The sequence below is a fragment of the Lacibacter sp. H375 genome (genome assembly GCF_037892425.1).
Lineage (GTDB): Bacteria > Bacteroidota > Bacteroidia > Chitinophagales > Chitinophagaceae > Lacibacter.
In genome coordinates this window covers 1,582,404-1,594,993 of sequence record NZ_JBBKTT010000001.1, presented here as the reverse complement: position 1 = coordinate 1,594,993, position 12,590 = coordinate 1,582,404, and the positions used below count along the sequence as shown (strand labels likewise).

The 12,590-nt window shown below is 39.8% G+C and carries 11 protein-coding genes; 5 read left to right on the top strand and 6 right to left on the bottom strand.

Annotated features, from left to right (window positions below; genetic code table 11):
• Positions 1–10: 10 nt before the first annotated feature.
• Positions 11–967, bottom strand: coding sequence for a CPBP family intramembrane glutamic endopeptidase (locus tag WG954_RS07010; protein ID WP_340434925.1), 957 nt, complete (start codon positions 965–967; stop codon positions 11–13).
• Between the two features lie 43 nt (positions 968–1,010).
• On the opposite strand from WG954_RS07010, the gene dusB reads away from it, so the two are divergent.
• The 4 genes from dusB (at position 1,011) to WG954_RS06990 (ending at position 7,629) form a co-directional block, all read left to right on the top strand.
• Positions 1,011–2,051 (top strand): tRNA dihydrouridine synthase DusB, encoded by a 1,041-nt coding sequence (gene dusB / locus WG954_RS07005; RefSeq protein WP_340438908.1) that lies wholly within the window; start codon positions 1,011–1,013, stop codon positions 2,049–2,051.
• A 42-nt stretch (positions 2,052–2,093) separates the two neighbouring features.
• Entirely contained in the window at positions 2,094–2,423 is a 330-nt protein-coding gene (locus tag WG954_RS07000) for a DMT family transporter (RefSeq protein ID WP_340434924.1), read from the top strand.
• 358 nt (positions 2,424–2,781) lie between these two features.
• Positions 2,782–5,970, top strand: a complete 3,189-nt coding sequence (locus tag WG954_RS06995) for a SusC/RagA family TonB-linked outer membrane protein (protein WP_340434923.1) — start codon at positions 2,782–2,784, stop codon at positions 5,968–5,970.
• An 18-nt stretch (positions 5,971–5,988) separates the two neighbouring features.
• Complete coding sequence (locus tag WG954_RS06990) at positions 5,989–7,629, top strand: RagB/SusD family nutrient uptake outer membrane protein (protein WP_340434922.1); 1,641 nt, start codon at positions 5,989–5,991, stop codon at positions 7,627–7,629.
• 119 nt (positions 7,630–7,748) lie between these two features.
• On the opposite strand, the gene WG954_RS06985 is transcribed toward WG954_RS06990, so the two are convergent.
• Genes WG954_RS06985 through WG954_RS06965 form a run of 5 tightly spaced genes read right to left on the bottom strand, consistent with a single transcriptional unit; the run spans position 7,749 to position 11,985 of the window.
• Positions 7,749–8,261, bottom strand: coding sequence for a hypothetical protein (locus tag WG954_RS06985; RefSeq protein WP_340434921.1), 513 nt, complete (start codon positions 8,259–8,261; stop codon positions 7,749–7,751).
• A gap of 23 nt (positions 8,262–8,284) precedes the next feature.
• Positions 8,285–9,274: an MBL fold metallo-hydrolase gene (locus WG954_RS06980; protein WP_340434920.1), complete on the bottom strand. Its 990-nt coding sequence runs from the start codon at positions 9,272–9,274 to the stop codon at positions 8,285–8,287.
• Between the two features lie 2 nt (positions 9,275–9,276).
• Complete coding sequence (gene trhA, locus WG954_RS06975) at positions 9,277–9,909, bottom strand: PAQR family membrane homeostasis protein TrhA (RefSeq protein ID WP_340434919.1); 633 nt, start codon at positions 9,907–9,909, stop codon at positions 9,277–9,279.
• A gap of 4 nt (positions 9,910–9,913) precedes the next feature.
• On the bottom strand, positions 9,914–10,594 hold the full coding sequence (locus tag WG954_RS06970) for a glutathione peroxidase (RefSeq protein WP_340434918.1): 681 nt from the start codon (positions 10,592–10,594) through the stop codon (positions 9,914–9,916).
• 5 nt (positions 10,595–10,599) lie between these two features.
• Positions 10,600–11,985: an aldehyde dehydrogenase family protein gene (locus WG954_RS06965; protein WP_340434917.1), complete on the bottom strand. Its 1,386-nt coding sequence runs from the start codon at positions 11,983–11,985 to the stop codon at positions 10,600–10,602.
• Between the two features lie 164 nt (positions 11,986–12,149).
• On the opposite strand from WG954_RS06965, the gene WG954_RS06960 reads away from it, so the two are divergent.
• Positions 12,150–12,587, top strand: a complete 438-nt coding sequence (locus WG954_RS06960) for a nucleoside deaminase (RefSeq protein ID WP_340434916.1) — start codon at positions 12,150–12,152, stop codon at positions 12,585–12,587.
• Positions 12,588–12,590 lie beyond the last annotated feature (3 nt).

Below are 12,590 nucleotides of genomic sequence, written 5' to 3'. Positions count from 1 at the left end.
GAAAGAAGTATTATTTAAGATATTGGTTTTGCGATGCTTGGTTTTGCACATTCGCAATACTATCAGGATACACTTTTGTTACCATCAGTTTTTTCAGCAGAATAAACAGTCCCACTAATACCGCTGCACTGATCAAACCCGCCCACCACGGAGCACTGTCACCCACTTCCATATCAATTTTTTTGTCCTTAGTGTATTGCCAGTAAAGAATAGTTACCATCAATGCATTATTAAAGAAATGCGCAATAATGCTGTACCAAAGGTTGCCGGTGTAATAGAAAATATAGCCGAGTACCATTCCCAAAGCAACACGAGGAATAAATCCATACCACGAAAAGTGAATAGCACTGAAAATAAATCCGGTGATAAAAATAACCAGCCATGGTATTTTAAACCATCGCATAAAAATACTTTGCATTGCTCCTCTGAAAAATACCTCTTCAACAATGGCAGGCATTAAGGCAATGATAAACAATGCAACAATATAATCAGTTGGAGTTTTAAATGTTGCCATCAGCTTTACCTGCTCTGCATACTGCGATTCCATTGCATCAAACATCTTCTTCATAGATGCAGTTATTGGTATGGCTTTATTTAGTTCAGCCAAAAAGCCAACAAAAGGCAACGCACATAACATAATCAATATGGCTACAACTGCCCGATTCAAATGCAATCCTTTTTTGAAACCCAGACGTTCAAATGGTTGTTTTGATACAATTCTTGCTGTAATAAAAGCAGGCACAAAAAAGATAATAATGGTTGAAACCACCTGCATCATCTTCACCGCATCCACATTTGCGGGGTTAAACATCTCCTTTTGCATGTCTAGAAGTGATTTCCCGGTCATCCCGATCCAGATTGGAATGGCTGCCACGCTGCCTAAAACAAAACATCCTACCCAAATGCCAATGAGGATCAAAAACTCAACCGGCGGCTCTAATTTGCGCTGATACTGATTTTCGTACATAACTACTGGTGAAAACTGATTAAATTTGCAGCTCTTTTTGAACGTGGTAAAGATAGGTAACATATCGCTTCCTGAGTTTCCGCTCCTCCTTGCACCCATGGAGGATGTGAGTGATCCGCCATTCCGTGCAGTTTGCAAGGATAATGGTGCCGATATGATGTTCAGTGAGTTCATAAGCAGCGAAGGTTTGATACGTGATGCCATTAAAAGTCGCCAGAAACTGGACTTTGAAGAAGAAGAACGCCCTTTCGGTATCCAGATCTTTGGTGGCGATGAAGAAGCGCTAGGCATGAGTGCCCGTATTTGCGAAACGGTGAATCCTGACCTGGTTGATATCAACTTCGGTTGCCCGGTAAAGAAAGTGGCAATGAAAGGTGCAGGTGCCGGTGTGTTGAAAGATGTTGACCTGATGGTGCGGTTAACCGCCTCCGTTGTTAACTCCACTTCATTACCTGTTACTGTAAAAACAAGATTGGGGTGGGATGACAATACCAAGAACATTGAAGAGGTAGCCGAACGTTTGCAGGATGTAGGTATTAAAGCCCTGAGCATTCACGGACGTACACGCAGCCAGATGTATAAAGGTGAAGCTGACTGGACATTGATCGCTAAAGTGAAAAACAATCCACGTATTCAGATCCCAATCTTTGGTAATGGTGATATTGATAGTGCTGAAAAAGCATTGGAGTATAAAAACCGTTATGGTGTTGATGGTGTGATGATCGGTCGTGCTGCCATTGGTTATCCATGGATCTTTAACGAGATCAAGCACTTTGTAAAGACAGGTGAGCATCTTGCTCCGCCTACTATTGAGCAACGTGTTGAAGTTTGCAGAAAGCATCTACATAAATCCTTTACATGGAAAGGACCGAAGGTGGGCATTTTTGAAATGCGCCGTCACTATGCTAACTATTTGAAAGGTCTTCCCAACATAAAAGAATATCGTGGCAAACTCGTAACCTTAAATACTGTTGAAGAAATTGATGCAGTGCTGGATGAGATCGTTGTGAAATTCAGTGGTTTTGAATTTGCTCCTTCCAAAATCGAATTGATCAATTACCACGAGAAATGCCCTGTGGATTGATATAAAGACAGCCCGGCATTATTTACAGATTGAACATCATTTATGAATTGGATCATCCTCATCATTGCGGGTTTGTTTGAAGTAGGTTTTGCCACCTGTCTGGGTAAAGCAAGAGCAACAAACGGCAATACATCTGTTTACTGGATGATTGGTTTCTTCGTTTGTCTCAGCATCAGTATGCTGTTATTGTACAAAGCCACGCAAACACTTCCTATCGGAACAGCCTATGCTGTATGGACAGGAATCGGTGCTGTTGGAACAGTGATCATGGGAATTTTATTCTTTAAAGAGCCTGCTGATTTCTGGCGTTTGTTTTTTATTACTACGCTTATTGCTTCGATAGTTGGGTTGAAAGCAGTGTCAGCACATTAGCTAAATAGCTTTTAAACTACTTTGATCACGATGGATGGATCACAGGCATTCTTTGTATAAACGCATTTGCCTGATATAAAAAATAAATTGCCTTCCTTTAACTGACATGTGCCTTTTGAACCTGTTATACACTTGTAGTACAAACTATCTATTTCCTCTTACAAAAAATATTTCCAGCTGTTTGACAAAACTGTCCGGTTTATCCAAAAAAATCATTTTCCCATTGAATATCAGCAGAAATTAAATTACAATTTGATCTATTTTAAATTTTGGAGATAATTAATTTCATCTTGGATGATTTTTCTAGCAGTTGATTTTTGTTATATTAGTTTAATCAACTAACAAAACTAACAATCACATGAGAAAAATTGCACTGCTGCTTCTGGCGGCCTGTGTTTGCTTTTTTCCAGCCTTTGCACAGGAGAAAACGATAACAGGTAAAATAACAGAAGCCAACGGGTCTCCCATTCCAAATGCCTCTATTCGGGTAAAAAGTAGTAAAACCGGAACAAGCGCAGACGCTACCGGTTCCTTCACCATTAAAGCTCCTGCAAACTCTGTTCTTCTGGTTAGTGCTATTGGTTATGAGCCTCAAGAAATTAAAATCGCTAACGAGAGCTCACTTACGATAACCCTTGCACCGGATAACAAAGCCTTAAGCGAAGTAGTTGTAACAGGTACAGGTGTTGCAACAAGTAAGAAGAAGCTTGGTATTTCTGTTGAATCAATTACATCAGACAAATTGCCTTCTGCACCAACAGCTTCGGTTGACCAAGCGCTGGTTGGTAAGATTGCTGGTGCTCAAATCAGCAGTACCAATGGTTCTCCCGGCAGACCTGTGAACATTTTACTTCGAGGAATCAATACTGTGAACAGAGGTACTACGCCTATGATCATGCTTGATGGTATTGAAGTACGAGCAACCGACCTCAACTCGCTTGACTTAAGTGGTATTGAACGAATTGAAGTTGTACAAGGCGCTGCTGCTGCAACTATTTATGGCGCCCAGGGAGCAAATGGTGTAATTCAGCTGTTTTCTAAGAAGGGGAAAATGGGGAAAATCAGAATTGATGTTTCATCTAACGTTTCAGTAAATACAATGCTGAACGTAGGAAATGTTGAAAAAGCAGATCGCCATCCATTTACCACAAATACAGCCGGTGACGTAATTGGATCTTCGGGAAATCTTATAAACCTTGATCCTGCAATAAGTGTTTATCGTGAAAACGTGCAGGTAAACTTGGTTGACCCAAACACCACATCAAGTAAACCTTACGATAGAAATCTTCGCTATTATGATCATTACAAAATGTTTTTTCGTGATGCTTATACTACAAATAATTCCATTACCATTTCTGGAGCACGAGAAAAAGTAGATTTCAGTTTTGCAGTTTCTGATAACAGACAAACAAGTACATTCAGAAACAATGGTAAATATTCCCGTTCTAATTTGCTTTCCAACCTGGGTGTTGAGCTTGCAAAAAATTTAAAGTTCAGAAGTACAACTCAATTAGTGTACACCAGCAATACCTTAAATGATGCAACAGGTAGGGGTATCCTTTTTGCCCTGAATAACTCAAGGCCATTTGCCAATTATGATTACAAAATGCCTGATGGCAGTTACGGATATTATTTTGGTGATGCAACAGGTGTTAATGGATATAATCCAAATTACAGAACACAATACTCCAACAGTATTGATGATAAGATTGACGTTGTACAAAACTTCAACCTGAATTATAAGCCGATAAAATTTGTTGAGCTTGATATGAAATACGGACTAAATTATCAAACTCAAGACGCAGTATATGATGTAAAACCACAGGACGATAACGCAAGTGCGAAATTCTGGGGTACCAGATGGTGGACTGGTAACTATGCACCTACACCTTCAGTGGGTACTTCAGGCTCTATCGACAATTTCCGATACAGGACAACTTTCCAAAACTTTATCACTTCTGCTACAATTAACACTGATTTTCAAGAGGACTTCAATATTAATATTCCAATCAAAACCACTACATTGTTAGCATTCGATTACAGAAAAAATCTTTTCAAGCAATACATCACCTGGGGTGCAGATGCTCCATTCTATACTCCTTACACGGCCAGCCAGATGGTTACATATCGTATCCAATCTGACTATACAGAACCTTTCGTAACCTATGGTTATTTAATTAACCAACGAATTGAGTTTGGAGAAATTGCGGGCGTATCTGGAGGCGTAAGAAGTGATTATTCTTCTGCATTCGGTGGTGGTTCAAAACCATTTACGTTCCCTCGTGGAGATGCGTACTTAAGACTTTCCTCATTCAATTTCTGGCAGGATAACAAAATTGGCTCTATTGTTTCTGAATTTAAAATCAGGGCAGCTTATGGTGAAGCCGGTATTCAACCAAGACCTTTTGATCGTTATTTAGTTTTGAATACTGCAAACCTCGGTACTAACGTAGCTTTTACTTTTCCAACAAGTAATCCAAACCCAAACCTAGATGTTGAGGTTTCAAAGGAATTTGAAATTGGAACGGATATAACACTTAAAGGATTGAAAGGAGCTTGGTTCCCCACTCTTAATCTCTCTGCTACTTATTGGAGTCGTACAACTGATAACGCCATCTATAATGTTGATGCCGCACCAAGTTCAGGTACAGGTACTGTCAGAGACAATGCGTTTGGCTTATCGTCAAGCGGATTCCAGGCATCTTTGAACGCTAACATATATAAAGGTTCAAAAGTTACATGGAACTTTACAACCAACTTCAGTAAGCAAACTTCGGAGATCACATCAGTGAAAGGCGGAACAGAAATAGTTGTGTTGTCAAATGCAGGAAGCAGTAATTATGTTCTAAAAGCAGGAGAAAAAATTGGACAATTATATGGCAATTTATTAATCACAGCTGTTGACCAGTTAAACCCTGCTACCGGAACTCCTTATATTCCAAAAGCGTCGCAACAAAACTATGTTGTTGCAAGCAATGGCTGGGTAGTAGACAAGGCAACAAAACAACCGTTTGTGACACCAGGTAAGGTAAGTTTTGGTGATCCAAATCCAAAATTCAATATGTCCTTTATTAATGATCTAACACTCCTTAATAATCTTAGTTTCTCCATGCAGTGGGATTGGGTTTACGGAAGCCATTTGTATAACCAAACTAAGCAGTGGATGTACCGTGATGGTATCCATCATGATTACACTAAGCCTATTACTATAAACGGACAAACTGGTGCTTACACTGCTTTTTATCGTGGTGTGTACGCACAGGTACAGGCAAATGGAACACGTAACTACTTTTATGAAGACGCTTCATTTATGAGATTACGTAATATCTCGATTGCTTATGATTTTGCTAAACTCGTAAACCGTCCGTTTATACAAAGATTACAACTTGTTTTACTGGCCCGCAATATTGTAACATTTACGAAATATACCGGTATGGATCCAGAAGTTAGTTCTGGTACAAGTAACTCTGCGTTTGATAGAGGCGTGGATCATAATACAATCCCGAACCTCAAAACTTATCAAATAGGATTAAATGTTGGTTTCTAACAACTAAAAAAACAAGCAATGAAAAAATTACGAATCATACTTTTTACAACGATCGTTATAAGCGGCGCAATATCGTGCAGCAAACAACTAGAAGTAAAAAATCCGAATCAACCAACTCCCGAAAGTGCTAAAACAGAAGCAGGTATTATTGCGCTTGCGCAAGGAGGCATTTACAGAAATGGCTTTAGAGATCTTAAATATTCAGATGGTGTTTATGGCTTTTTCTGGTCAGGTGCAATTGGCTTTCATGAAATGATGGGCGATGCAATTCAGGTAGAAGCAGCGAATGCTTTTATTAATCAAATCGGTTGCCCTGATAAGGTTACACTCGATAACGGCACTGTTGTTTTAAACCCCAATTCGCCAAATACGCAATTAGCATTGATACGTTTGATTAATACAAACAGCAATCAGGGACAGAATACACTGTATTATGAGTGGGCTTATATGTATTCGATGATTAATGCAAGTAACAATATTCTTGCGCTTGTGGAAAATGCAACTTTTACGTCGGACGCAGCAACAAAAAAAGCAACCATCCAGGCATGGGCATATTGGTGGAAAGGCTTTGCTTATGCACGAATTGGATCTATTTACTATGCCGGCATCATTAACAACACAGCGGGTACAACCAATCCTAATTATGTAACGAAAGAAGCAATCATTGCAGAATCTAACAAACAACTTGATCTTGCAGCCACAACGTTAAACGCTGCTACAAGTACTACTGCTTATAGTGAAGTGCTGGGCAAACTCATCCCAAGTTTTTGCCAGGTTGGCAAAGGAGGTATTTTAACTGTTGATATGTGGAAACGCAATATCAACACTTTGAAAGCAAGAAACATTTTGGTGAATACTCCTGTTGCTGCAATGACAGCAACACAGTGGAACTCAATTCTCACACTTACACAAAACGGTGTACTTGCAACTGATAAAGTGTTTACAGGTCGTTCTAACACTGCAGGTGATTTTCTTTCACCAACAACAGGGACTGTTGCATCTAAAGTGCAAAACGCTTTGGCTGGTGGTAATACTTATAAATTAAGTGAACGTTTGGTACAGGATTTTAAAACAGGAGACAAACGCCTTGCAAATAATATTGCACAAACTGCAACATGGATCGGAAACGGCGATCGTGGCCAGGTGTTTAACACACGTTACAGGTTAATAAACAAAGGTACTGGCATGGCCGGTGTGAAAGTATATACTAATACTGATGCAGGCGGCGAGGAACTTTTTCTTGCAAGTAGTTATGAAGAAAATGAATTAATGAAAGCTGAAGCACTGATCTATACTGGGAGTATTGATCTTGGTTTAGCTTCAATAGATGCAGTAAGAACGTCTCAAGGCGCAGGCCTAGCAGCGGTTGCGAATACCGGTCTCACTTTAGCACAAGCCAAAGAAGAATTAAGAAGAGAAAGGAGAGTCGCATTACCTTTTATCGGTTTATCATTTTATGATGCAAGACGTTGGGGAGTTATTAATCCAAAAGCTCAAGGCGGCGGCAGAACCGGTGCTGTGGTAATTACAGGAACGGGAGCTGTTAATACCAATGCTACTATTGAGTATAACTTCCTTGATTATTGGGATGTGCCGGATAATGAACTTGTGTACAATCCTCCAGCTACTGGAAGTGCTCCAGTAAAGAACCCCAAATAATTTAGATCGTCTCCCAGATTATTCGATCTTCGTTAAAAATAAAATATCCCGGTTGTTAATTCAACCGGGATATTTTATTAGGGTAGAGTTCAGATTTGAATTATTATTCTTTCAGCTGATTACTTGCGTATGAACATTTCTAACCCTGTTGAATATTTTGTTGCACGACTTTGCGCAGCAACATCAAGCAACAATGCAGCAACAACCATGATAAAAAGTCCGGCACCAACTCCACTCCAAAATTGCCCGGTAGTATTCGTTCTGAAATAAAAGAAAAGAAAAATTGCTACTGCTAAAAAAAATACTTCAGCAATAATGATCAGCCGGAAACTCCTCATCACCTTCTGCATGCGAGGATATTCTTTTTGCTTGAGTTCATCAGGATTCAGATCATAAGCATAAACATTCCTTATCCTGTCATCATCACTGCGTTTATAAATTGTAAATCCAATGCCGCCTGCGATCAATCCCACAATGATCATCGGAATTGTAGCACCTTTGACAAAGGGCGTTTTCAAAACAAAGAATAAAATGAGTGCGGCAATGACAGCAACAATGCCAACAGCAAGAAAAAAAAGGCTGCCTTGTTTCTCCGCAGAGAAGTATTGCTCAATATCTGTTTTGCTGAACATGCTTAACGATTTGCAGTAAGATACTAAAACTGGAATTTGTTTCCGATGGAAAGATGTTGCACTGTACTGATATCTTGTTGCTCCTGTAGCAGCAACATTTCTTGTTTAGGATAAAAAACAGGCTCATCACTGAGATCGAATGTGCCATGATGCATGGGAATGAGCTGTTTTGCATTCAGTTGTTCAAACGCCACCAATGCATCAGCCGGACTTGTATGCGCCGTATTCATAAACCATTCCGGTTTGTAGGCGCCAATGCCCAGAATCGCAACATCAATCTTGGGAAAGAGCTGTGCTATTTCCGGGTAGTGAATTCCTAAACCACTGTCTGCACCAAAATAGATAGTTTGCGTTGGGGATTGCAACATAAAACTCCCCCACAGCATATCATTCATATCATGCAAGCCCCGGCGATTCCAATGTTTTGCCGGCAAATAACTTACCTGCACATCAGTATCCACTTGATACTGTTGATACCAACCTGCTTCAATGATCGGGTTCGTAATCCTCCAGCTTCGCAACAATGGAGCAATATTTAATCCGGTGAGAATAACTGCGGATGGATTTAACGTACACAGTTCAATCATACTTCTTTTATCTGCATGATCACGATGATTATGCGACAGCAAAATAAAATCGATCTGTTTCAATGCTGCCACATCGCAAGGCAGTGGAGTAAATCGTTTTAAAGGACCTACATTGTATAATACCGGGTCAACAATAAAATGCTTTCCTCCTAATGTAAACAGAAAGCTTGCATGTCCCAGCCAAACAATCCCATCTTCCCTGTTGCCCGTGATATGTTTATTTATTGAAACGTCGATGTTCGTTTGCTGATTTCGTTTCAATGGTTTAAATGGGTTCCTTTCAGTTTGCCATTTCAGCAGCTCTGCAAAAGAACGTTCAGAAGGTCCATCAAGATTGATGTACTGCTGCTTTCTATTCAGCAGGTTGCCCGTCCAGTTCTCTTTAATAAAAGGAAGTGAAGAATTATGTGTAGGTAATTGTGCCATTCTTAAACCATTAATAATACTGCTACATAATGACAAATAGCTGCTGCTAATACAAACAGGTGCCAGATGAGATGATGAAAAAGAAATTTTTCCCAGAGATAAAAAATTACGCCAATGCTATAAAGCACACCTCCAATGATGATCATGATCATTACATCAAGAGGAATAGCATCAAAAAATTGCTTGCCGCTAAAAAGTAGTATCCAACCCATCCCTACATAGATGATTGTTGAAATAAAATTAAATCTCCCCGTAAAAAAGATCTTGAAAAAGATACCAAGGAACGTAAGACTCCACAATACAACCAACATGGTAATGCCTGTTGCATTCATCATGTAGTTTAATAAAAAAGGGGTGTACGTTCCGGCAATGAGAAAATAGATACTGATATGATCAAACACATGCAACACCTTTTTCACTCTCGGGTGCTGAAACGCATGGTACAGAGTTGAAAAGCTAAACAACAATAAAAAACAAAAACCATAAACAGCTGCGCCAATAACTCCGCTAGCATGATCCCTGGTAGCTGCCAATGCACTTAGCACAGGTAATGCAGCAATGCCAAAAATGATACCGATGCCATGGGTTATGCTGTTTGCAATTTCAAGACGAATATTGGTTTGCGGATCTGTCATGTTTCTATTTTTCTACTTCCTTCAGAACCTGTTCGCTCATGGGAGACACAGAGGGATCAAAGTAATTGGTAAGGACTCCTTCTTCATTCACCAGATATTTCGAAAAATTCCAGGTGGGTGCTTTACTGTTCCATCCATTCTTCGCAGAATCGGTTAGCCATTGAAATATTTCATTCTGGTTATTATTCTTAACAACACTGCTTTTTTTCATTAATGGAAAAGTAACACCAAAGTTTATTTTGCAAAACGCTGCAATATCTTCGTCACTTCCTTTTTCCTGTTCCTTAAAATCATTCGCCGGAAACCCCAGAATAACCAGTTTGTTTTGGAATTTTTCATACAGCTTCTGCAATTCATCGTACTGGCCGGTATAACCACAATCACTGGCAGTATTTACCAACAACACTTTCTTACCTTCTAGTTGAGAAAAGTCATAGGTAGCTCCATTATTCATTGTTGCTTTCAATGTATGAAATGGAACAGAAGGTTTCGCATGCTTGTTTGTCAATGCATCATTGTTCTTACCGATAATCTTTGTAAAAGCAATCCATGCCGGATAAACTGCTTTCAATATCTTTTGTCTTGTGGTCATATTCGCACTGTTTCGATTTACATAAAAGAAATAACCAATTGCTACAACAGCAATCAGCATTAGAACAATGGCAAGTCGTTTAAGTTTACGCATCTGCTTTATTTTCTTCCCAAAGCCAAACGCCAGAGGCGAAGTTTTGATTTGCTGAATGGTGGATAGCGGAAAAACGGTTCAAACCAGTTCACTTTCTTTACAATACCCTTGTAGTGTGTAAATGTATCGAACGAAAATTTACCCAAATGTCCACCATGGCCGCTTGTACCAATACCACCAAACGGAATACTGCTGCTTCCTAATTGGTAAATTGTTTCGTTTATACAGCCTGCACCAAAACTGATCTTCTCAATAAAAAAATCCTGCGTTGCTGTTGATTTGCTGAAAATATAAACCGCCAATGGATTAGGATTCAGATCAACAAGCTTCAACACATCTTCTTTCTCCCTGAAAGTAAATACAGGCAATACCGGGCCAAAAATTTCTTCACGCATTACCGCTGCATCAGGTTTTACATTTTCAATGATTGTTGGACCAATATGCCTGCTTTCTTCATTCACGTCGCCACCATAAAGGACGTTCCCCTCCTGCAAATACTTTACGATCGAATGAAACCTGCGGTTATTGATGATGCATCCGTAATTATCATTCGCCTCTCTGTCTGTTCCGTAACACTCTTCAATTGTTTTAATGATCGTTTGAATGAGTTTGTCTTTAACAGTTTCATGAACTACAAGGTAGTCGGGCGCCACACATGATTGCCCGCAGTTGAGCAATTTGCCCCACACAATTCTTTTCGAAGCCATTTTAAGATCAGCATTTGCATCTACAATACATGGGCTTTTACCCCCAAGCTCAAGTGATACGGGCGATAATTGTTTTGCTGCCATGCCCATGATCTTTTTCCCAATCTCCGTTCCACCAGTAAAGAACACATGCCCGAAATGAAAATGCTCCAGCAATTGCGGCACCACCGTTGCACCATCTCCACTTACTGCATGTATATACTCATCAGAGAAATGTTTGTTGATGAGGTGCTCCATTAATGTAGATGTATGATAACTTAACTCAGAATGTTTGATGATCACTGTGTTTCCGGCCGCTATTGCACCTGCCACTGCACGATAGGTTAATAACACCGGGTAATTCCATGGTGAGATAACGATCACATTGCCTACAGGTTCTGGATAGAGTTTGGTAACAGAAGGCAAGAGATACAACGGCGTTTCTACTGTTTGTGGTTGCATCCATTGCCGCACGCCTCTTAACTGTACTCGTATTTCTTCATACACAGGGCCCAGTTCTGTCATGTACACTTCCTGTTTGTGTTTGCGTAGATCTTTATACAAAGCCTCTTCAATCAGTTGTTCGTTGTTACGAAGCAATGATTCCAGTTTCTTTAATTGCTCTTTACGAAATGCAAGTGTTCTTGTAACACCTGACTTATAATAAGCAACCTGGCTTTCGTATAAAGTTTGATATGGATTCATGAATGGCTTTCGTGTTTAAACTGTTGAGGCAATCGGTTAGAAATATGTGGTTTTACAAATGTAACAAAGCTTTTAGGTTTGCCATACCTATTATGATCTCCCGCAATTGAAAAAGAAGAAACAGGTAGGGCATACCTATTTCGCTGAATAACTAACTTCGCTTTATGACGGACGAACATTTCATGAAACAGGCATTGAAGGAAGCAGAGCTTGCGTTTGAAGAAGGTGAAATTCCCATTGGTGCTGTTGTGGTAATAAACAACAAGATCATAGCCCGTGGGCGTAATATGACGGAGCGGCTGAATGATCCCACAGCACATGCAGAGATGATTGCATTAACATCTGCCTTCAGTCAAATAGGTGCAAAATATTTGCCTGACGCAACATTGTATGTAACAGTTGAACCTTGTTTGATGTGTGCCGGGGCATTGTACTGGAGCAAAGTAACCCGTATTGTTTGGGGTGCTGATGATGAAAAGAATGGGCACAAACGAATAACAAAAGATGAATCTCCGTTTCATCAGAAAGCCGAAATTTTAAGTGGTGTTTTGCAAGAAGATTGTGCAAAGCTGATGAAGGATTTTTTCAAGGAAAAACGATAGTTT

Coding starts and splice junctions, on each gene's coding strand:
- WG954_RS07010 (WP_340434925.1), bottom strand. CDS start 967: ATGTACGAAAATCAGTATCAGCGCAAATTAGAGCCGCCGGTTGAGTTT.
- WG954_RS07000 (WP_340434924.1), top strand. CDS start 2,094: ATGAATTGGATCATCCTCATCATTGCGGGTTTGTTTGAAGTAGGTTTT.
- WG954_RS06995 (WP_340434923.1), top strand. CDS start 2,782: ATGAGAAAAATTGCACTGCTGCTTCTGGCGGCCTGTGTTTGCTTTTTT.
- WG954_RS06990 (WP_340434922.1), top strand. CDS start 5,989: ATGAAAAAATTACGAATCATACTTTTTACAACGATCGTTATAAGCGGC.
- WG954_RS06985 (WP_340434921.1), bottom strand. CDS start 8,261: ATGTTCAGCAAAACAGATATTGAGCAATACTTCTCTGCGGAGAAACAA.
- WG954_RS06980 (WP_340434920.1), bottom strand. CDS start 9,274: ATGGCACAATTACCTACACATAATTCTTCACTTCCTTTTATTAAAGAG.
- trhA (WP_340434919.1), bottom strand. CDS start 9,909: ATGACAGATCCGCAAACCAATATTCGTCTTGAAATTGCAAACAGCATA.
- WG954_RS06970 (WP_340434918.1), bottom strand. CDS start 10,594: ATGCGTAAACTTAAACGACTTGCCATTGTTCTAATGCTGATTGCTGTT.
- WG954_RS06965 (WP_340434917.1), bottom strand. CDS start 11,985: ATGAATCCATATCAAACTTTATACGAAAGCCAGGTTGCTTATTATAAG.
- WG954_RS06960 (WP_340434916.1), top strand. CDS start 12,150: ATGACGGACGAACATTTCATGAAACAGGCATTGAAGGAAGCAGAGCTT.